The sequence below is a fragment of the Lacticaseibacillus sharpeae JCM 1186 = DSM 20505 genome (assembly GCF_001436225.1).
Taxonomy (GTDB): Bacteria; Bacillota; Bacilli; order Lactobacillales; family Lactobacillaceae; genus Lacticaseibacillus; species Lacticaseibacillus sharpeae.
This window is the reverse complement of sequence record NZ_AYYO01000022.1, coordinates 1-21,153: the sequence shown is the minus strand read 5'-3', so window position 1 is coordinate 21,153 and position 21,153 is coordinate 1. Positions and strand designations below refer to the sequence as shown.

22 protein-coding genes are annotated in these 21,153 nt (G+C 52.2%); 8 read left to right on the top strand and 14 right to left on the bottom strand.

Annotation, left to right across the window (positions count from 1 at the left end):
- Positions 1-107 precede the first annotated feature (107 nt).
- Entirely contained in the window at positions 108-881 is a 774-nt protein-coding gene (locus FC18_RS05505; protein ID WP_054678345.1) for a MurR/RpiR family transcriptional regulator, read from the bottom strand.
- Between the two features lie 309 nt (positions 882-1,190).
- Between FC18_RS05505 and FC18_RS05500 the strand changes: the two genes are divergently transcribed.
- Positions 1,191-2,009, top strand: a complete 819-nt coding sequence (locus tag FC18_RS05500; RefSeq protein WP_054678347.1) for a Cof-type HAD-IIB family hydrolase — start codon at positions 1,191-1,193, stop codon at positions 2,007-2,009.
- A gap of 43 nt (positions 2,010-2,052) precedes the next feature.
- On the opposite strand, the gene FC18_RS05495 is transcribed toward FC18_RS05500, so the two are convergent.
- Positions 2,053-3,117: an RNA polymerase factor sigma-54 gene (locus FC18_RS05495; RefSeq protein WP_056975684.1), complete on the bottom strand. Its 1,065-nt coding sequence runs from the start codon at positions 3,115-3,117 to the stop codon at positions 2,053-2,055.
- A 492-nt stretch (positions 3,118-3,609) separates the two neighbouring features.
- Here FC18_RS05495 and FC18_RS05490 point away from each other — a divergent pair, with 492 nt between their 5' ends.
- Positions 3,610-4,407 (top strand): class I SAM-dependent methyltransferase, encoded by a 798-nt coding sequence (locus FC18_RS05490; protein WP_054678351.1) that lies wholly within the window; start codon positions 3,610-3,612, stop codon positions 4,405-4,407.
- A gap of 210 nt (positions 4,408-4,617) precedes the next feature.
- On the top strand, positions 4,618-5,301 hold the full coding sequence (locus FC18_RS05485; protein ID WP_054678353.1) for a DUF4097 family beta strand repeat-containing protein: 684 nt from the start codon (positions 4,618-4,620) through the stop codon (positions 5,299-5,301).
- 54 nt (positions 5,302-5,355) lie between these two features.
- Here FC18_RS05485 and FC18_RS12205 read toward each other — a convergent pair whose 3' ends face one another.
- From FC18_RS12205 to FC18_RS05470, 4 genes are all read right to left on the bottom strand, one after another.
- Positions 5,356-5,508: a hypothetical protein gene (locus tag FC18_RS12205; RefSeq protein ID WP_169790597.1), complete on the bottom strand. Its 153-nt coding sequence runs from the start codon at positions 5,506-5,508 to the stop codon at positions 5,356-5,358.
- Complete coding sequence (locus FC18_RS05480) at positions 5,508-6,182, bottom strand: DUF1700 domain-containing protein (protein WP_054678355.1); 675 nt, start codon at positions 6,180-6,182, stop codon at positions 5,508-5,510. Before FC18_RS05480 ends, FC18_RS12205 begins: the two co-directional genes overlap by 1 nt.
- Positions 6,169-6,525 carry a PadR family transcriptional regulator gene (locus tag FC18_RS05475; RefSeq protein WP_054678357.1) on the bottom strand — a complete coding sequence of 119 codons (357 nt, stop codon included), beginning with the start codon at positions 6,523-6,525 and terminating at the stop codon, positions 6,169-6,171. Before FC18_RS05475 ends, FC18_RS05480 begins: the two co-directional genes overlap by 14 nt.
- Positions 6,526-6,686: 161 nt before the next feature.
- Positions 6,687-8,258 carry an ATP-binding cassette domain-containing protein gene (locus tag FC18_RS05470; protein ID WP_162260707.1) on the bottom strand — a complete coding sequence of 524 codons (1,572 nt, stop codon included), beginning with the start codon at positions 8,256-8,258 and terminating at the stop codon, positions 6,687-6,689.
- A gap of 69 nt (positions 8,259-8,327) precedes the next feature.
- On the opposite strand from FC18_RS05470, the gene FC18_RS05465 reads away from it, so the two are divergent.
- The 3 genes from FC18_RS05465 (at position 8,328) to FC18_RS05455 (ending at position 11,007) form a co-directional block, all read left to right on the top strand.
- Positions 8,328-9,233, top strand: coding sequence for a helix-turn-helix domain-containing protein (locus FC18_RS05465; RefSeq protein WP_054678362.1), 906 nt, complete (start codon positions 8,328-8,330; stop codon positions 9,231-9,233).
- 162 nt (positions 9,234-9,395) lie between these two features.
- Positions 9,396-9,725 (top strand): hypothetical protein, encoded by a 330-nt coding sequence (locus FC18_RS05460; RefSeq protein WP_054678363.1) that lies wholly within the window; start codon positions 9,396-9,398, stop codon positions 9,723-9,725.
- 130 nt (positions 9,726-9,855) lie between these two features.
- Entirely contained in the window at positions 9,856-11,007 is a 1,152-nt protein-coding gene (locus FC18_RS05455; RefSeq protein WP_054678365.1) for a hypothetical protein, read from the top strand.
- Between the two features lie 58 nt (positions 11,008-11,065).
- Here FC18_RS05455 and FC18_RS05450 read toward each other — a convergent pair whose 3' ends face one another.
- The 3 genes from FC18_RS05450 to FC18_RS05440 form a co-directional block, all read right to left on the bottom strand.
- A complete protein-coding gene (locus tag FC18_RS05450) occupies positions 11,066-11,287 on the bottom strand; it encodes a P8 family protein (protein ID WP_054678366.1) in 222 nt (73 codons plus the stop codon).
- 224 nt (positions 11,288-11,511) lie between these two features.
- Positions 11,512-11,811, bottom strand: coding sequence for a helix-turn-helix domain-containing protein (locus tag FC18_RS05445; protein WP_054678368.1), 300 nt, complete (start codon positions 11,809-11,811; stop codon positions 11,512-11,514).
- 5 nt (positions 11,812-11,816) lie between these two features.
- A complete protein-coding gene (locus FC18_RS05440; RefSeq protein WP_054678370.1) occupies positions 11,817-12,179 on the bottom strand; it encodes a type II toxin-antitoxin system RelE/ParE family toxin in 363 nt (120 codons plus the stop codon).
- 220 nt (positions 12,180-12,399) lie between these two features.
- On the opposite strand from FC18_RS05440, the gene FC18_RS05435 reads away from it, so the two are divergent.
- Positions 12,400-13,626, top strand: a complete 1,227-nt coding sequence (locus tag FC18_RS05435; RefSeq protein ID WP_054678372.1) for an MFS transporter — start codon at positions 12,400-12,402, stop codon at positions 13,624-13,626.
- Positions 13,627-13,711: 85 nt separating this feature from the next.
- Positions 13,712-14,200: a GNAT family N-acetyltransferase gene (locus tag FC18_RS05430; protein WP_054678373.1), complete on the top strand. Its 489-nt coding sequence runs from the start codon at positions 13,712-13,714 to the stop codon at positions 14,198-14,200.
- Between the two features lie 81 nt (positions 14,201-14,281).
- Here FC18_RS05430 and FC18_RS05425 read toward each other — a convergent pair whose 3' ends face one another.
- The 5 genes from FC18_RS05425 to FC18_RS05400 all read right to left on the bottom strand — a co-directional run bounded on the left by FC18_RS05425 (position 14,282) and on the right by FC18_RS05400 (position 21,116).
- Complete coding sequence (locus FC18_RS05425; RefSeq protein WP_056975680.1) at positions 14,282-15,541, bottom strand: pilin N-terminal domain-containing protein; 1,260 nt, start codon at positions 15,539-15,541, stop codon at positions 14,282-14,284.
- Positions 15,528-16,655 (bottom strand): pilin N-terminal domain-containing protein, encoded by a 1,128-nt coding sequence (locus FC18_RS05420; RefSeq protein WP_054678380.1) that lies wholly within the window; start codon positions 16,653-16,655, stop codon positions 15,528-15,530. The genes FC18_RS05425 and FC18_RS05420 overlap by 14 nt, the downstream gene beginning before the upstream one ends.
- 1 nt (position 16,656) lies before the next feature.
- Positions 16,657-18,981 carry a Cna B-type domain-containing protein gene (locus tag FC18_RS05415; protein ID WP_054678382.1) on the bottom strand — a complete coding sequence of 775 codons (2,325 nt, stop codon included), beginning with the start codon at positions 18,979-18,981 and terminating at the stop codon, positions 16,657-16,659.
- A 607-nt stretch (positions 18,982-19,588) separates the two neighbouring features.
- Positions 19,589-20,725 carry a class C sortase gene (locus FC18_RS05405; protein WP_225353709.1) on the bottom strand — a complete coding sequence of 379 codons (1,137 nt, stop codon included), beginning with the start codon at positions 20,723-20,725 and terminating at the stop codon, positions 19,589-19,591.
- A 151-nt stretch (positions 20,726-20,876) separates the two neighbouring features.
- Entirely contained in the window at positions 20,877-21,116 is a 240-nt protein-coding gene (locus FC18_RS05400) for an LPXTG cell wall anchor domain-containing protein (RefSeq protein WP_162260706.1), read from the bottom strand.
- Positions 21,117-21,153: the final 37 nt, after the last annotated feature.

Here is a 21,153-nt window from a genome sequence, read left to right as displayed (position 1 = left end):
GTAAGCGGTTAAAACACGTCATACATAGAAAAACATGTCACTTTCGCGTGACATGTTCCATATGCCTGTGTTTTTTGGGACCCCTTACACTGCTAAAGCCCGGTGGATCAGTCTTCTGCCTCAGATTTCTTCCGGTTGCGGGCAGCACGTTCCTCGTCCACGCGGTGCGCGATGAGTTCCATCAGGTACAACACTGGTACCTGGGTGGTCATATTCAAATCGCCACGCTTGAGCTCCGGCATGTAATAGCTAATGACGAGATCACTCATTTTCGCCAGCCGCGAGTTCCCGTGGTTAGTGACCGCGATAATCTTGACCTGGTGCGGCTGGACCTTGCTGACTAGCTCAATCACCTGCTGCGTTTCACCCGATACCGACAGCACGAAGATGACTGACCCGTGTGGCAGTTGGTCGCCGGCCGGGAAGGGCTGGAAGACGTCGGCGATAGTCAGCGCCAGTTTGCCGGCGTTCGACAAGAAGCGTGCCCCGTATTCGGCGAGCGCCCCGCCACTACCGACCCCGTAAAACAGAATCAGTGGTGCCGCGTTAATCAGCGCCATCGTCTGGTCAATCAGCTTGCTGAAGTCAGTGGTGTTCACCTTATTGAAGAAGTATGACAGTGGCGCCGTGATGTCGTAATATTCAGCTGGCTGGTCCGTCAGCACGGTCTTCTGGTGCTGCTTGAGCGCAAACCGCAGCTCGGAATACCCGTCGTAACCCATTTTGCTGGCAAAACGTAGAATCGTTGTCGTGCTCACGTGCGCTTTGGCTGCAAGCTCCCGAATCGTCATTTTCTCAACTTCAGCTGGGTGGCGATTAATATAGTTGTAGATGACCGTTTCGAGTTCGTTCAATGTTTGCAATTTTTCGTATGGAAACATCAACAATCCCCCCTGTTCGTTTTGTTCATTTGACCTGTTCGCGAAACATGTTCCGCCGAGATGGCTCGCCGACTTTACTTATAAAAAATAGCGGTAAATTTTCGGATATAAAAGTTTTTATCGACTGTACCACTTTTCGCGGAACAAAGTACCACAGACATTTTAACACAGAAAACGGATACATTTTCGGTCTGTACTTTTCATTACAGAATTTATGAAACACGTGTTCCACAAAAAGCCGAACAATCCTTGGCCCAGATTAGGTTATAATGTATTTGTAAACGGCGAATAATAACGGGAGGTTATCTTATGGTTCAACGACAACTAGTTCTCAGTGATATCGACGGTACATTAATCAACGACCAGCACGAGCTGCCCGCGCGCGTCATCGCTGCGGTGCAGGAATACAGCGCCGCGGGGGGCCACTTCGTTCTCGCCTCCGCGCGCCCGGCACTGGGCATGACGGCGCTGGCGGATAAGCTGCAAATCGACCTGCCACTGGTGACGCTAAATGGCGGTCTGATTGTCCAAACCCACCGGGCGGACAATTCCTTCACCACGCTGTATGAGGAGCCACTACCCGACCATGCAGCGGCCACCATCTATGATTTAATTCATGCCCAACAGCTACCCGTCAGCATTAACGTCCACGTGAATACCCATTGGTACGTCGATCAGCATGAGTACTGGAGCAATCAGGAAGCGGCCATTCTGAACTTTCAACCCGAAATCACCGACTTGAACGCGCTCGTGCACGGGAATCGGCCCGTGCACAAAATCCTGTGCATGGCCGAGCCCGATGTGATTGACCAACTGGACGCCCTGCTGCGCCACCAAGATAATCTAGACCTGAGCATTAGCCGTTCTAAGCTCACCTACCTCGAAATCACGGCGCGGGGCGTCTCCAAGCAAAGCGCACTGCGCCACCTGGCCAGCATGCTGAACGTCCCCTTAGCCAACACAATGGCGATTGGTGACGGGGAAAACGACCTGCCGATGATGCAGGCGGCGGGCCTGGCCGTCGCCATGGGGAACGCCCTGCCCGCAGTTGCGGCCGCCATTCCCACCAAGGTCGCCAGCAACAATGACGCCGGGGTCGCCGAGGCTTTACGCAAATACGCAATGTAACAAAAACACCCGCCAATCGCAAAATTGGCGGGTGTTTCATTGTTTAACGGTGGGAGAAGAACTGCGACAGTGGCTTAACTTCGCCCTGCCACTTCAGGTAGTGGCCGTTCAGTGCCCGGTGAATCTGGCCGGCACTGAGCTTGGTCACCGCCACGGCATCACGTACGAGTAGCTTGTTCAGCGGCGCCCCGGACAGGAAGTAATCCTTCTGGGCGTCAGCGATGTACTCACCGACCGTGAGCAAGATTTCGTAGCGCTTCTTCAAGTTGTAACTCAAGTAATCATAGTCCTTGCGCTGCTGGGACAGGAACCGGCGCAGCTTACCATCTCTGCTCTTCACCAGCTCGCCGTAGTAGTCGTCATCGAAGGCCACCTTAACCATGCTATCCCGGAGCAAGCTGGCCACAACGGTGCCGGTGTCCTTATCGACCGTGATTTCAACTTCCGGTACAGCTGTCCGCACACGGGGACGCGCATAGTAGCTCCCCGGCGCCGGCGACAGGCGCTTAATCCGCGCAACGGCGGCTGCCAATTCATCCTCAGTGGCGTCGAATTGCTGGCACAACAGGTCAGTGGCGTTGTCGGCCACCGCCGGCAGTGCCTGACTGACAATGTCGCGCACCAGTGGTGTGGTCGAAGGGTCCGCGTCCAGCTGGAGCAGCAAGCATTCACGCAGGTCGCGCGCCCCAACCCCCGTTGGATCGAGCGTCTGCAAGATGGCCAGGGCGTCCTGAGCCATTTCGTGGCTGCAGCCAATTTGGGCTTCAACTTCTCGCAGCGGTTTACGCAGGTAGCCGTCTGGTTCCAGGTACCCAATCAGCTGAATGAGCACTTTGCGCAGCGGCACGTCGCGAAACTCAAGATATACCTGCTCGAGCAAGTAGTCGTCCAGCGTCTGGTCGGAGCCACTCTGGCTACTTAGCCAATCATCGTCGGTATCGACGGCCCCGCGTCTAATCACGGCGGGATCGGTCACCTTGAGGAAGGGATTATCGAGTTCCAAGTCATGGAGCCCACTAGTGAGCGCCAGTGGTGGTGCCTGCATCAGCCCCCCCGCGTTACCAAAATGAAGTTTTTCCGTTGCTACGGCCGTATTCGTTTGATTCATAACGTTCACCTCGTAATTTCCTTCGCACGTGCTACTTGCACCCGCGCAATTATTTTTCTTAACTCTAGCTTAGTCGTTTGCGAAACCGCTTGCAAGACTTGCATTATCACGATGAAAGTGCTTTATTCAATTTTTTGTAGCGCGGGGAAATCGCACACATCAACCGCCGTTGTTCAACTTGGCGTTAATCTCGGCAAGCTGTGGTAAAGCACGTCCACCACGTCGCCGCCATGCAAATTTAAACGTTCCCCTAAGCTTTCTTAATTAAATGACATAAACCAGGCAGAATTTGACGCAACGGCCTATAATTAGAAATGTGTAGAAGCAAAATCCCGCGCAGTCTCGTGGGCAAAATTCGTGCGGAGCTACCGATTTCTGGTAGGAGCACACGGATATCATCAAAAAGGTGCAAGTTAGTCGCACCTAAAACCTACACAAAACCTGTATACCGCCACGTGCGGTTCCTAACTCACAAATTTAAGAGGCCATATAATGGACAAAATAATAAACCCTGACGCTGTTCGGCAACAGTACGCAGACGACCACAACCTGATGGTCCGCGCGCACTTCCACCAGCGTTACAACACCAATCACGACGATTTACGTGACTGGTTCTTTGAGCACGCTAGCGTCGCCCACGCCCGCCGGATTCTCGAAGTCGGCTGCGGCAATGGTGACCTGTGGCAGAACCACCTGGATCTGCTGCCACTCGATGCAACCCTGACCCTGTCTGATTTCGCAGTCGGCATCTTGCAAAAGGCCCAGACCCGCTTCGCCAGCAACAAGCAAGTCAGCGTCGTGCAAGTCGACGTGCAAGAGATTCCGTTCCCTGATAACAGCTTCGACGTGGTCATCGCCAACCACGTGCTGCACCACATTGCGGACATTCCGCAGGCCATCGCCGAGATGCGCCGCGTGCTGCGGCCCGGTGGCACCCTGTACGCCCTCGCCAACGGGACAAATGGCCTGGAGCATTACCTGCACGAAGCCATTCGGCAGGTCGAACCCACGTCCACTGCGTTCGCGCAGAACCTGCCCTTCAACCTGCAAAACGGGCAGGCACTGCTCAGCCACGATTTCGCGGAAGTCACCGAGACGCCGTACCCGAACTCACTGCACGTCACTGACCCCCACGCCATCGTCGAATACGTTGCTTCGACCCGCGACATGCAAAGCGGCATCACGGACGATCTGCTGCAGGAATTAGACCAATATTTTGCCGCGCAAGCGAAGAAAAACGGCGGCTTCATCGACATCAAGAAGGAAATCGGCCTGTTCCGCGCCCAGTAACGGGTCAGCCGCATAATTTAATATCAATAATCGCCGTGTCTGCTTTTAAAATAACAAAAAATGGCGGTTTATTTGCTGTGGAATAGTGCAAACCAAATCGCCCGCCTATTTACTAACCACCCAAGATAGCTTAAACTGATAACGGTTTCTATTTTTCAATTAAAATCACTAACGCAATCATTCTCAGCACCTATCTATGGGGGTCATCATTTGCCTACTGCAATAATTATCATCATCGTTGTCCTGATTGGGGTGGCAATCGGCGCGATTCTGGGAGTCAAAAGCGCCGTGAAAAAGCGGCCGCACCAACCAAGTGCCCAAAAGCCCGACAACCTCACCTCGTTTTCCCAGAAGTTCGACGCGAACATCACGACACTCGGCTGGAATGTCAGTTCCGCAGAGCTTAGTGTGCAGCCCGGCCCAGTGTTCGAAGTCAGCATCAACAACACCGCCGTCGACCAGTTCAACTGCACCCGAAACGGGCACAAGCTGACCATCACCCAGTTAGACCCGCTGCAGCACCCAGTCGAGAGCGGTCAGTCTGCGCGCGTCGTGATTACGGTGCCCCGGCCGGTCCGCATCGAGGCGACCATGCTGAACGGAACGCTGAACATCACCAGCGTCACACTCAAGAGTATCGACTTGAATCACCTGAACGGTACCACGAACATCCGCGACGTGGAGATCAACGACGGGATTATCACCAAGAAGAATGGCGCCACCAAGCTGACGAATGTCTTGGTACCCGGCCTGCGCGTTGTGGTCGAAAGCGGCCAGCTCTTACTGAACGGCGCCAGTTTTGCCGCCGACCAGCTGCCGTACGATGATGGGCAAGAGACCCAGCTCGACGTCCAGAGCACGAACGGCCCGGTCACCATCACCACCCAGCAGTAACAGCAAAGACGCCCCGGAACCTAATGTTCCGGGGCGTCTTTGTGTCTGCAGGATTTAATTATTCATGTAGTACCACGCATTCGGGTGCTCGTGGTAACTCTGAACGCTGAACCCCGACATGGTGAAGCCGAGCACCGCAATAACGGCACCGACCACCATCAGGGCAACGGCGATTTTCGGAATCGAAATATTCTTCAAGAATTGCATTATGACCAGGCCTCCTTGCCGCGGTTCAACTTCGCAAGCGCCCAGTGGACCAGCGCCATGTGTGCCTTCAGGAAGACGGCACTGAACTTATACGTCACCCATCCGGCAAGCAGGGCTGCCCCGATAAGGCCCAACCCCAGGCCAAGTTGCGTGATGCCGATGAACGGAACGCCCAAAATGGCTAACGGACTAGCGAACAATGTCATCAACCAGCCAATCCCAAGCCCGCCGGCAAGGCAACCACCGGCAAACGGGATGCACCAAATCGCAATGTCAATGCTAAAGAGCACAGCCAGAATGCCAAAGCCGATGCTGCCCCATAGCGGCGCGGTCACAATGAGCAGAATAATCAGCGCCCAGTTGGTACGGTGTGCCTTGCGCAAATATGCCGGCGGTACCCACTCGCTCCGCTGCTCGTGCGCCGCGGTTTGTTCCTGTGCATAAGCGTCGTTTGCGTTCTGCGCGGCTTTGTCCACATGTGCATTATCTACCGCCTCGAACACAATCGCGTTGGGATCGCCCATCTTGGCTACCGCTTCTTGCTCGCTGACGCCGTCTTCCATGAGGTCCGCAATCATCTCCGCGTAGTAACTTAGCAACCGCTCCACTTCGGCCGGCGTCACGTTGCCGGTCAGCCCCGCCCGGAGCTTTAACATAAAGTCATTCTTGTCCATCTTCATCGCCCCGCTCAATCTTATCCACATAGTCCTTTGCCGCCTGCCGAATGTATCCGTGCACCGCCACTACCTCTGGCCATTCCGCCAAGAAGCGGTGAATGCTGGCGAGTCCGCGCGTCGTTAAGTGATAATACTTACGCTGCCGCCCGTTATGCACCTTAGTATAGGTTGTCACCCGATTGTCACTCTCGAACCGCTTCAGAATCGGGTACAACGTCGACTCGGTTAGGTCAATCAGCGGCCCAATGTCCTTGATGATCTGGTACCCGTACGAGTCACCCTTACTCAAGGCGGCCAGCACCGTGTACTCAATAAGTCCCTTCTTCAATTGCGTGTCCACAGTGCCACCACCTTTCTACACTTGATACTATACATTGCAGAGTATGGGATGTAATCAGACCTAAGACCGAACTGACTTGTTTGGGGACAAAATTCTGCAAACACAAAACATTCGTCATGCACATGTGGATAAGTGCACGACGAATGTTTCACAGACTATGGTTAGGCTAAAGTGTGGTCCGCGGTTAATTGCAAATGCTGCACGTGACACGCCGCCAGCTGCTGCGGGTCATAGTGGTGCGCCACCTCCACCACCGTGTTCGGCAGGTGGTAGAGCAAATCGCGAATGCTAGCAGCGTTGGCGTCATCTAGCCCCGCCGTGATTTCATCCAGCAGCAGCACCGGCCGCTTACGTAATAGCCCGCGGGCAATCATCAGGCGTTGCAGCTGCCCACCAGACAGCTCATTTTGCTGCGGGTCAACCATGCGCGTGAGCGGGTCAGCGCCAAGTTCATCATCGAGCCCTACGTCAGCTAGCACCGACTGCAGCTGGGCATCCGTGAAGTCCTGGCCTAGCGTGAGGTTGTCGCGCACTGTGCCGTGAAACAGCCACGGCTGCTGCGTGATGTAGGTGACACTAGTTGGCGTGGCTGGTTGCGCACCGACCTGAACCTGGCCCGCGGTTGGTTGCCGCCAGCCAGACAGGAGACTCAGCAGCGAGGATTTGCCGCTCCCCGAAGGCCCGGAAATGAGGGACTTGCTCCCACCAGCTAACCGCAGTGTCGTTGGCCGCAAGATTGTTTGGTCGCCAAAACTTAGCGCAACCTGGTTCAGCGCAACACTACTATCCTGCAGATCAGTGCTGGCCACCCTCAGATCAGGAACCTCAGGCAGCTGCCGCAATTCGCGGGTGCCAGCAATCTGGCTCCAGTACTGAACAACCGCGCGCACGTTGTACGAAATGCTATCGCCGGTCATCATGATGACAATCAAATTGCTGGCGGTCACAGCAAACAGTCCGTGTTGCAGGAACCAGAAGCCCAGCACCAGCGGCACGAAGAACGAAATCACCGCAAACAGCGCGCTGATGGTCCACATGAGCAGTTGGCCGTTGCTCTGTTGCTGCTGCCGCTTCTCGCTCACCTTCAATGCACCGAAGACACGGCTGAAGAACGTATCCTGGGCCCGGTACTGAATCACGTCCACCCGTCCGGCCAGCCAGTCCTTAGCGGCACTCACCGTTTGCGCGTTGGCACTGCTCCACCGCTGCCCGAGCCGCGCCATGAACTTGGCCCCGAACGCCATGGGTAGCATCGCCAGGAAGGAGAAGGCAATCTTGATGAGCCCCAACTGCCAGTTGCTGGTAAACACCAACCACGCGCACGCAATCGCGGTGCACGCCGCAGTGATAATCGCCGCAATGACGTTGAAGTACTGGTCCTGAATCTTCACCGCATCCCCAGTCATCCGGTTCAGCCCGACGTTCTGATCTTCCCCGGATGCAAAACTGCCCCGCAACATGGTACTCTTGAGCGCGATATTCGCTCGCCGAATCACGTCTTGCATCAGGAACTGGAAGCCAAACGAAAAGACATATGTACCCACGTACAATCCAACCGCGATGAGCACAAACCGCCACCGCTCACGCGCCTGCGCGGCCACCATTGCGGGAATCTGCCCGAACGTCCACCCGTTGGCCACCTGTTCAAAGCTGCCGGGAAACGCGAATAGTGCCAAGAGCACAAGTTCAAACCGCGGTACGTGCCGCCAAAGCCACTGCAAATTAATTTTCATATCAATCACCATCCTTTAATGTCCTCAGTTTAGCGGCTATAATGAACTGCAAACGGGAAGGTGACATTAATGGCATACGAAATTGGGCCAGTACTCCGCAACTTGCGGGAAGCTCAGGACATCACGCAGGCAAAGCTCTACCAGGGGCTGCTCAGTCCGCGGCAGGTGATTCGGCTCGAACAGGGCGCCAGCGACATCAAGGCTGGCATCTTGCTGACGGTGCTACAGCGGCTCCACATCACCATGAACGACTTGCAGGCGCTCCTGCCACCGCTAGCGGCCGAAAACCGCCAGGACACGCCACCGTCCGTCCTCAACCGCGCGCTCGCAAAAGTCACCCAATGGGCAGACTGGCCGTTAACGGACGCAGAGGAACGCGCCATCGACCACTTTATCTTGACCGGCAGCACCATGACGCTTAGTCAAATCAACACGCTACTACCCCTAATGCCAGTCGGCCGGCACGAACACCTCTGGCAAAAAATGCAACAGTTCACCCGCGATCCAGACTACCTCAAAGTGGCATTTGCTTGGTGTCACATCAGCATTCACGATTATCTGTTCAAGGGCGACATTGCCAGTGCCAAAACGGTCATGCGCCGGTGGAACGCACTGCCGCTAACGGCGCGCAATGAAGTGTGGACCCGCACGTACTTTAAGCAGCTAGTGGCAGCCTTGCCTGACCAAGAAACGGTCTATGCGGCAACCGACCAAATGCTTAGCGGCTGGCGGCTGCTTGATGGCGCGTATGCCGATGCGCTCGTGGACAACCGCCGGCACGCACTAACCGGCTGCCACGCGCATAAATATTGGACCGAGGCTGAGCTGGGGGCCACGGCGAGGTTGCTGACCCACCTGCCGCAGACGGCACTGCAGGAGATGAACATTAGCGCGTATTTGCAGCGCATGCCGGGACTCACTGCGGAACTGCAGCGGCGGGGCATGGAAATCATGGCGTTTAAGGACTACTACTAGTTCTAGTTAGGCCTGGTAACCTTATAATGTGTATGATTATTTTCTAGTAAGCGCTTGCTAAAAAAAACGCTTTGTATGCTAAACTATGGTTACGGATAATTTTTATCCTGGTAGTAATCTGTTGGTTTTTACCTTTGATCAGAAGAAAGAGAGGATACAACTATGAAACACATTATTGGCGGAATACTTGCAGCACTCTCAATTATGATTGTTACCGCTCCATCTGCGGTAAACGCAAGTGATTCCGAATCAAACGTCGTAAGTATTTCTAAATCCACGAGCACTGATAAGAACGCATCCAGTGTGCTTGCCGCACAAGCACACTTACGCATGGCAATTTCACATACTGGTACCGTGTTCTACGAAGATATTAACTACACCACATCCGTTAAGGCGTTAAATAATGGTGATCCGGTACCATATTTAGGTGGTTTCTACTTTGAATACGAAGTTGACGGGCGCACAATTACAGGTAAGTCATATATCGATTAATAAGTGTTAGCATTGAAAGCATTCTGTTTTTGAGAATGCTTTTTTATTTAACCCAAATGCGCTATAGTAGGGGCAATCTCAGCCATCTTCATTCACATGGCATTCGTTAAAATACATTATGGAGAACACCATGCTCAGTTTATTCAGACTTAAACTAGTCAGCCTCAATAGATTAATGCTAACCCTCGTTTTTTTGAGCACACTAGTATCCATTACCATTGCTGGTGGTCAGAGCTTCAACACAACCATGGGTATCGGAAATTATGGCACCAGTCGTGCAGATCAACAGGCACTGCAAATAAGTGCAGCACGCAGGCAAATAGAACGTAATCACCAAAACACTAATCCCGAAGCACTCAGTCTAAGCAATCAATCAACAACTGTGTTCAGCCAAATAATTAAGGCCGTTGAACAAGATGATTACTTAGCAACAAACAAAATTGTCCTATCAACACTGAATAAATCACCCAACATCTTTATGCTTGGTTTTCCAGATTTCACTATTCCAGCATCAAATGCAGCAATTTTCTGCCGTTACGTAATTAAGCATCAGTTAAACGTCAATGCATCCAATCAGGCAAGCGACGTTCTACCAGTAGTCATAAGTGCGCTGGGGGCACGGCCGTCCATTCCAGCAACCGTTTCGTATCAGATAATCTTCTTGCTGATTATTTTTTTCTGCATTTTGTTCATCTCACATACGGTAACCAACGAACTCCACGCGGGTACAATTAATCTGCTTCAAACATCGCCAGTTACTTTTACCAATCAAACAATAATTAACGGGCTAACAATCGTGGGCACACTGTTAATAGCAGTTGGTGCAGGAATTATGGCTGCTTGTGTCGTTCTAATGCTCGTTTTCCATCGGCACCTCGGCACCTGGTTATTTCCAATCATCCGTACAAATTCGTCAGGAACGCTAATTATGCCGATGCGTGATTACCTAGTTAAATACATTCTGCTGATAATTGTCTGGCTGATATTATTTTTCCTATTCGCCACAATACTCTCCCTATTGGTGCGCAATTCATTGATTATTACAAGTGTACTATTACTAATAACATTTGCTAACCAACTTGGACTGCTCGACTTAGCCCCAACTCGCTTATTACAATATTTACCATCAGCAATGCAAAATCCAAGTGACGTCATTTTGACTAGCGGAATTTTTGCCAATACTGGCTACTGGCAATCGTTATTACATCTTAGTTTATGGATTATAATCTGCATCGCTACCCTTATCCCAGTTCGGATTATCACTAATATTCATCGGCATTAAGCAAGAGTCGACAAAAATAGACGCCCCGCATCTCTGCGCAGCGTCCATTTTTTTGGTCTTACTTCTTAAGCAACTTCTCGGCCAATGCCTTGACTTCATCGTCAGACATGTCCAGTGTTGGCTTCATGTCCACAACGGTCTTGTCGGTGTCCTTGGAGTTCTTCTCCATGTAGTAGTCCCACAATGCGTCGCGAACTGGGGTTTCCGAGTCGCTCCAGTCAAACACCGCGTTCATTGGTTCATCAAGGGTTGCTGTCTTTTCTACATCTACTTCAGCCATAATTGATATACCTCCTAAAATTGGTGATTACTGTTTACATCTATATTGTAGGTCGCTTCCTGAATGTCGACGCAAAAATAAGGAGATTTTAATCAAAATTGGTCAAATTGCGGCAATTTGGCCGGGTTGTCGCAGAAGTGGTTGACTTGGGGCTGGCTGGTGTTCAATAAGGCGGAGATGGATTGCATTTTTTTGATCTACAGCGACATACCCACCGTATAGCGCTATTCCGGAACCGCGGCATCCGCCTTACTATTCGCTTCAGCTAGCGGTACCGCCGTCATCTTCAGCACATACCCTAATCCGTTTGCATAACGGTTAATCGTGTTAAATGTCGGCACACTGTCCAATCGCTCAAGCCGTGCAATTTGTGATTGTTTCATACCCGTTCTTTGCGCCAATTCTTGCTGGGTCAAACCATTGCGAACTCTAACTGATACCAGAAACGCAAGTGTATCAATAATCGATTTATCCTCGTCGGAAATTGACTTTAACCCTTTTTCAATCTCTATCCAAGTTGGCATTTATATCACTCCATTCTTTTACGCCAGTCACCTAACATTCGCAATGCACGCTCCACCTCGCGTACATCAGTTGTATTTTTCTTCTTAGTGTAGTGGCTTAGCAATACATATCGGCTACCATCCCAAGGCGCATAAAAAATACGTTCTGGCATGGGTCGCAATTCACTAATCGGTTCAGCATAACCGCGAAGATGTCTTGCCTGGGGCATATGTATCGCCGGTCCAAGGTTCCGCAACATGTTGATCTGATAAACAATTTTTCCCAAAACGCGCACATCGTCCAGCTGTTTACTTGAATCTAGATGACGAATATAGTCAACCAGTTCGCAATCACCGTGACTGTCCGCATAGAAATCAACCTCAAACATAATTGGCCCTCCGTTTCTACTGGGCCGTCCACATTATAACACTATTGTTATAATGGAACATTACCCGTTTTTGTCTCTACATATAGATTACGCAAACTAGACCCAAATGCCCCGAAACTAAATTAGACTTTTTCACTAACCAGCAACTGTCCATTGCCCCCACCCCACTTAGGCGCTAGTCTGTGGTTGTACATATTTCGCCACTAAGGACCTGACCACCATGAACTTCTTCAGCAACACCTTCTCTTCACTCAAAGTGCCCAACTTCCGCTACTTCTGGCTCGGCCAGTGCGTCTCCGTCATGGGGACGTGGATCCAGCGCACCGCCCAGACGTGGCTGGTCTACCAGATGACCAAGTCGGCGCTATTGGTCGGCATCCTCGCTGCGTGTCAATTCCTGCCCATCTTAATGTTCACGCTGGTGGCCGGCACGCTGATCGACCGCTACCCCAAGCGGCGCATTCTGATTATTACCCAAGCTGGCTTCCTGCTGCTCGGGGTCATCATGACCACCATCGTCTACCTGGGCATCGTTCAGTACTGGATGGTGCTGCTGATTGCGCTCGGGTACGGCGTGCTGCAGAGCTTCGACACGCCGACGCGCCAATCGTTTGTCGTTGAGCTGGTTGGCCACAAGAACCTGATGAACGGCATCTCGCTCAACTCCACCGTGTTCAACTTGGCCAAAATCGCCGGACCGTCACTCGCCGGGCTACTCATGGTCCAGTTCTCGGTCGGCTTCTGCTTCCTCGTCGACGCGATTTCGTACCTCGCCGTCCTGCTCGGCCTGTTCCTCATCAAGCAGACGAACGTGGTTGCCACCGTGTCGCACCAGCGGATGTGGGCGGATGTCAAAGACGGGCTGCATTACGTCTGGGACCACGCCGAGATTCGCCTGAGTGCGGAAATGATGCTGATTGTGTGCACGCTCAACTACAACAACAACGTCATCATCCCCATCTTCGCCAAAACGGTGCTGCATTCTGGGGCCCAGGCGTACGCAAACCTGCTGTCGGCGACCGGAATTGGCTCCTTGATTGCCGCCATCCTGATGAGCTACCTGTCACGCTTTGGCCTCCAGAGTAATATCTACCTGGGCGTGGCGGTCGGCACCGCGGCGCTGCAGACGTTGATGCTCGGCGTCCGTGCGTACTGGCCGGCAATGTTCATGATGGTGCTCATCGGTTTTTGCAACATGGTTTTCCTTAATCAAAGCAACGCCTCGTTCCAGTTCGACATCCCGAACGAACTGCGCGGCCGCGTCATGAGCGTGTACGTCCTGCTCAACCAGGGCACCACGCCGGTCGGCAGTCTGTACTCCGGGTCGGTCATGGATGCTTTCAGCGGGCTCTGGGGCTTCCCCGCTTGCGGCATCCTCGCTCTCATCCTGCTGGTGCCGACGCTACTGGGGCACAAACAGCTCGTGCGCAAGTGGCTGGCGAACTAAGCCTTACACTTCACGGTGGTGCATGCTACAATCGAAAGAGTAATGCAAATACGCAAGCGCCGTTTCGCTTGCCTTCAGGGGGATTATGATGATGGAAAATATTCGGTTAGCGAACAAGTCTGATTTCGACGCCACAGCTTCGGCGTACTTCATGGAGCACTGGCTGACAGACACCATGGTCGTTAGCTCGGGCGATTACCCAATCCACACGCTCAAAGGCGTAGTGGCCCTCACGCCGCAGGATAAGGTGGTCGGCCTCATCACCTACGCTGTCCACGGCAATGCGCTGGAAATCATCTCCTTGAACGCCACCCCAGAGGGTCAAGGCATCGGCACCGCGCTGCTCGCTGAAGCCGAACGGCGCGCGATTGAAGACGGACTGACACTGATGGTTTTGACCACCACCAACGACAACCTGGAAGCCATGCGCTTTTACATGAAGCGCGGCTACCGCATGTCCAAGGTCATCCGTGGCGCCGTCGACCGGGCGCGGACGAAGAAGGACAGCATCCCCGTTGTCGGGGCAGATGGCATCCCGCTGCACGACGAACTGGTTTTGAATAAAACACTGTAAACTTGAATGATTGCACAAAAATAAGCATCCGGCTTGAGCCGAATGCTTATTTATTTGTGTGCGCTAGTTACGCGTTAGTGCTTAGGCGTTCGCGCGGCGCTTGCTGTAGGCAGCAACCCCGATAACGGTGATTGCGAGCCCAGCAGCAACGATAGCGATGATCCCGGCACCACCAGTGTGGGGGAGGATGCCTTCTGGGGTATCGGTGACAGTGTAGCCAGCTGGGGCAGTGGCAGTTTCGTCATTCGTTGTAACAGTTTCAGTTTTAACGCTCAAATCGTCCTTTTCGTTACCTTTAATAGCTGCATCTTTGTTGTAACCCTTTGGCGCGGTTTCTTCTTCGATTGCGTATTTGCCTGTTTCGCTAAGACCGTACGTATCCCCGTTCTTAACAGATTCAGTGGCAGCAGCAAAACCGAATTCCCCGTTATCCCCGGATTCAAATTTTGTTGCTTTATCTTTATCAACCCACTTAACAACAGCCTGATCGGCCTCAAAGCCCTTCAGCGTATTGTCCTTACCTGCTTCATCCTGACCTGTAATCCCGTTAACTTGTGCGTACTTGGTTACTGTTTTTTCTTCGCCATCAACCGTCTTCGTTTCAGACTTGGTGATGTAGAAGATAGCACCTGAAAGCATGTTGTGAGCTACATCCGAATTGTTCGCATCAACCTTTGTGAATTTGAGTTGGTAGTTACCAGTGACTTGGTCCTTAGGGTAGACCCAAGCTTCAGTCAAGGGGCTCTTGTTATCGTCTGTCCCCTTTGCTGGCAGGCTCAGAACAAAGTCTGCAGATTTTGCGTAACCTGCTGGCACTGATTCTTCCCGGAAAAGGTAAACCTTGTACTGACCAGCATCATTGTAGTTATCGAGGGTAAAGTCAATTTTACCATTCTCGTCTGTTGTCCCTGACTTAAATGCGTTGTCGGGATTAAATGCCGATTCGGTTTCACCATCTGCTGGAGTATCGAAGAAAGCATTACGCGTAGGATTGCCATCTTTGTCTGGGATTGTCGCGTTCAAAAGTGTAGAAACTTCATTCGCACTCTTACCTTTCAGCTTAGCATCATAGTTTTCCCAGTACTTATCAGTAACGTCGTAAACTGAGAATTCTGCCCCCGCAACAACATCCTTATTTGCGAGGTCTGCATCTTCAGCATACCCATCTGCCTGCTTTGGTGTCGCATCACCACTAATCGCGTACTTAACCAGGTGCACTTCCGTCTGCGCACTTGCGGCATCTGCCTGACTGTGGTTACTTGCGCCCAGGCCAACTGCCCCAGCAATGACTGCCGCACCGACAAGTGTCAGTGCCTTCTTCAAAAAGTTATTCTGCTTCATTATTTTTCTCCCTCGCATTGTGTTTGCGTTCGTAATATATTGCTAATGCACTAACCAGGAATATCAGCATCCCCAGCAGCGTTAAAACCGTGTTCCTGGCGCCGCCGGTTTGGGGCAGTAACCCCGTCACCTTGTGCCAGTAGTGCTTAATCTTCCCGAAAAATCCGGTGTCAGGTAGCGGCGGGTACGGCTCCTGCACGTTCACGACGCGCATCAAGTTCGTCGCGTCGCTGAACTTGCCGGCCTGGATGGTAAACGGCACGGCATGGTCGCTGCGCACGTATCCATCTGGCGCCCGTACTTCGACCAGCGCGTATTTCCCCGCCTGGAGCCCGTCGATGGCAAAGCGGCCACTGCTGTCACTACGCAGCACCGTCAGCTGAGCATCTTCGTATTGCTCAGTGATTTCCCCCGAAATGCTTTGCCACTGGTTCTTGCCGGCCGTGCGGTGGAGGTACTTACCAGAACCACTCCGCACGACGAACTCAGCATCCGCCAGCTTATCGCCGGTATCCCCATCGACCTTCACGAAGCGCTGCCCACCAGTGGTGCGGGGCACGTACACTTCTTCGTTCTTGGGGTAGAGATCCACGCGGTTGGTCAGGCCCTTCACTGGCAGCACCAGCACCAGGTTCTGACCGCCCGCAACGTTTGCCGGGTGGGCCGTTTCGCGGAACAGATACACCGCGTTTTGGCCATTGCGGCGTTGCGGCAGGTTAAATGTCGCCTGCCCCGCCGCGTCCGTTGTTACTGCAGCAAGTGCTTGACCCGGTGCATAACTGGCAGCCGCAATCTTGCGCTGTGCGGTGACCATCGCTTCCGGTGTCGTCGGCTGCAACCCCCAGAAATCAGCCGTGGCATCGTATACCGTGAAAGTCACATTGCCCAGCGGCGCCCCGTCGTCCCCAAATGGCGAGTCGCGACCGTCGTTTTGCGTTGCAGCGGGTAGTTGCCCGCGGGTAAACAGCAATTTGTGCAGCACCACCTTGATGGAACTATCGCTGCTCAGCGCTTGCCCGCGGGCCGGTGCCGTCGTGAGCATCGCCAGTAGCAATGCCAGCACGACGGCAATTGGGAGGCGTAACTGCGTAATTCTTTGCCAAATTCTGCGCATGTTACATCACCCCCCAAGCTTTGCGCAAGTAGAGCGCAATTCCGCCGAGAAAGACGCTGGTCAGACCCACAATTAGCCATGGGTGCCGGCCTTCGCCCCCGGTGTGGGGCAGCACTGGCGCGGGCGCGTCGGTGCGACTAATGTCAATCAGCGGCTCAGCCTGTGCATTCCCGTTGTCCAGCTCCAGCGGGTATTCTTTGCCATCGAACTCAATCACGTACTTGGCAGCCGTCTGCGCGTCCGCCTTGACGTGGACGGGATAAATTTTCTCGTCCAGCAAATAGCCATTTGGCGCCGTGATTTCCTGCAGGTAGTAGACTTTGTCCGCAACCCACGGAATGTTCGTGAAGCTGAGCTGGCCGTGTTCGTCGGTTGCGTTGTCTTGGGCCGTGGCATCCTTGACCACCTTGCCGTCCTTGGTGACCGTCCCGAGCCGGTACGTCGCGCCTTTCAGCGTGGCGTGCGAATTCTCATCGTGCTTGGTCAGCCGCACGCGGAACGTGGTTGGGTGGTAGGTGTTGGTGACCGTGGTGCTCAGCTTGTCCGCAGCAGTCGTGCTCGTCGCCTCGTAACCTTTAACCGTGGTGACTTCCTTGACTGAGTACAACAGCAGGTGCCCGCCGGCGATGTTCTTCTTGAGGTCTTCCCACTTGTAGGTCCACTTATTAGCGTCATTCAGCGTTACTGGAGGGCCAACCTTAACTTCAGGCGCGTCTTTTTCGACGGTATCCTGTTGGTAAAGCTGCATCTGCACGCCTGCTGGCCGCTGCTTCAGGTAGTTGTTGTGGTCCAGCCACTGCTTAGTCACCTGGAACGTGGTGGTTTCTGGCGTGTGCTGGTTGGTGATGGACTTGCCGTCGTCTGATGTCTTGGACTCATATTTATCGCTATCAAGCGGCTCTTCAACCACGTGGTACTGAATCAGCTTGCCGTTCGTGTCGTACTTCGGCAGGTTGTCCAAGCTGAACGTCTGTTGGTTGTTCAGTTTGTCGGCATCAATGGTGATTGTCGTGACTTTATTATTCTGGTCGTCGTACACGGTGAAGGTCAGCTTCTCGGGCCGGATACCGTCACGGTTGCTGTCGTCATCCCAGATCTTCGTGAACTGAACGTCGGTAGATTCCAGCCATGGGTTGTAGAAGTTGTGGGCTTCGGCACCGTTGCGCTGGTGGAAGTTCTTGGCCATGACGTAGCCGTTGATGTTACCACTGTGAAATACAATGGTGGCATTGGGTGCAAAAACTGTTCCTGCAATGGCAGTGCTCTGATGGGTAACGTAATTGGCAAAATAGTCATCATTATACAAATCGTTACCATCATCATCCACCGGCGTACTAGAGTTCATGCCCGAATCACCGTCATGTATGTCTGGTGCGGATTTACCATCTGAACAGGAATAGTTGGTTACCTGTGTTGCATTTGGAAGATAGAATAATGTTTTGTTAGATATCTTAGTAGCAATCTTATAAGCATCGCTACTGTGCTCAGCATTAATATTTACCACGTTGTTTTGATAGAGAGCTGTATCAACCATCACAACTTTTTTGGCACTGGTAGTAAAGATAATCTCCTTCAACTCTGGATCATCAACTAATTTATCAAGACCTGCGACCTGAGGCATGTATATCGTATCGCCGCTAGTAGGTTCAACATTTACAACGTATACGTGAGGATCCTGAACACTAGGCTTCGCTGTATATGAACCTACCGGATAACCACCATCAACTGCTTTCTCATCAGTTGTTGCGCGGGTGTACGATGCAAGCCGACCATTCAGTTGATTTTCTTTTGCAGTTAGGGCCTGAAATGTATTCGACATTTGCGTATTCGTCATCTGTCGAATACCACCAGCAGCTTGCATGTTTGCTGAAGCGACCCAGTTGTCTTCATTGGTGGTAACCAAATACCCTTGTCCTCCACCGACTTTGACTGAGTTGGTTTCATGATTAAAGATTTTTCCGCCAATCAGCAGAACAATTTTATTGCGACTAATTATATCCTGACCGACACCGTTCTTAGACTTCTGGAAATAGGCACCATAGTTAAAACCCTGTCCATCAGTCGGAATATAGGAGGATCCTTGAACGGCGATTGCACCTTCAGTATCAGCCTTGTTTGCCGAGTGGTTCCCCGTCAAAAACACGTTGTACAGGAACAAATCCGCCTCATCCCCCGCATTCTGCATGTCCTTTGCCGAATCAAACGGTTGAATCTGAGCTGGTGTAACCGCCGCGTCCGCCGAACGTTGTGACACCGCAAAGAACCCGAGCACCATCATCAGTAACGTTAATCCCTTTAATAGTCGCTTGTTCGTCTTTGCACGCATCACATTTTCGCCTCCTTATAACGGTCTCAATAATTGGTATAGGTAAAATAACGAAACGTTAAATTACATAAAAGCGGGAACTGGCCTAAAGTGTTGGCCAACTCCCGCAAAAAGTATGTAATAGTCATAGACAAATTTTTGCAGCGCAACGCTAATATCACAGCAATCACGCCACTCCCGCTGGTTCCCCCGAGCCAACGCCAACAGAGTAGCATGCACTTTCAGGGAAAACAACAGGTGAAATTATTAAAGAACATTGCAAAAATATATCCATTTCTCAGCTTGTTGATTTGGCTTGTTTTCATGACGGGACCAGATAGGAACCACGCGGAATTAAAAAACTAAAATATTTTTCAATATTAACCGATTTTTGATGGTTTGTGACGTATATCGTCTCTTTTGTCACACACACCGTATGGGGACAAATTGTACACTATTTCCGTTAAAAAAACAGCTTTTTGCCCATTTTAAAGGGTATACCGGCCTTTTGTTGAAACCTGAATATACGGAACAAATAAAAAGACCACCACGCGATTATGCGTAGTGGTCTATACCTAAATGCAAACTTGCATTTTTTAGTATTTAGATTTTTAATAACAGATTGGTATTATTTGTGCAGCTTAACTGTGAAGTTCTTGTCGCGCCACTTCTTCACGTATGCCTTAGCCCGCTTGACGTCTGCATTCTTGCTCAGCAGACGGTAGTGATCACCGGGCAGTTCGTGCTCAACGTGACCAGTTTCGTCCGCCGTCAGCGTTGCGACCAGCTTGCGGCGCAGTCCGCGTTTGCGCACCATAATCTCGGCGCCCGGAACTGGCTCACCCGCCGCGTTTTGGACGATGTAGTCGAGCTGGTAACGGCCGTGGGCAATCATGAGGCCGCGGATGAGGCGTGCGAGCAGGAAGATGAGCGCGATGCCGGCGAGAATCCACGCCAGCAGCTTTAGTTTGTTCAACAGTTCCGCCCACTTGGAAGCCTGCGCGTCTGCCTTCGTGTACGGCACGCGTTTGCCCGTGATGAGCAGGCGGTGCGAGTTGATCATGTACGGCGTGCACGTCATGAGCGTCACGATGTCCTTCCCCGGCTGGATCTTGAGCACCTCGGTATTCGTCGGCTCGACCACCTGGCGCTTGTACACCTTGTAGGCGAGCGTCTTGTTACCGATTTTGATGAAAAATTTGTCCCCATTCTTCAGCCGCGGCAAGTTTGTGAACAACGTCGCGTTCGGCACCCCACGGTGGGCAGAAATGACGGCGTGCGTGCTCTTGCCCCCAGTTGGGTAGCTCGTCCCGTCGAGCAAACAGGAGCCGAACTGCAGCAGCCAGTCCGTCGTGTGGTTGAACACGGGCAGGCTCACCGCAATCTTCGGAATCGTGATTTGCGCAATCGTTGCGTTGGTCAGCTGCTTCTGGTTGCGCTTGGCCGTGACCTTGTCGTTGCCGCGGTCAGAGACGGCCTTATTGAAGCTGCTGACGCCAGGGGTCATGCCTTCCTTAGCCATCTGCTTGTTGTGGGCGACATAGCCGTCGTACTCTTTTTTCAGTGCCTTGGCGTTCTTCTTGGTTTCGTACGCCTGGTAGCGGTCGATAACCTGCTGATTCTGGTAGGACACCCACGCATCACTGACGAACGGATACGCGACCACGCCGAGGCCGATGAGAATCCACAGCACGATGAGGATATCAAGGAGGCCGAGGCGTTTCTTATTCTTCTTCGCGTGCGATGTGCTTTGCTTTTTGCTCAAAATATCGGCCTCCATATGTAAACTCACAGGTGCAAATTTGGTCTAGACACCTGCAAGTATAACCAATCTAACCAAAAAACTACAGGCCACAAAATTCGTAGTCTGCAGTTTCTGATCACTATGATTCAAATATCGTGGTTGTAATCAACAATTATGCGTTCGCGCGACGACGGTTGTAAGCAATCACACCGACAGTCACGATAGCAAGACCAGCAACGACGATAGCGATGATACCAGCACCACCAGTGTGAGGGAGGATGCCTTCTGGGGTATCGGTGACGGTGTAGCCATCACCGGCATTGCCATTCTCATCTTCGGTAGCAACAGGTACCTTCAACCCATCGATATTATTAATCTTAGGGTCAATTTTGTAGGCAGATTTTATAATCAAGTTAGCCACTCGTGACCAAGTTCTTCTGAAATAAAAA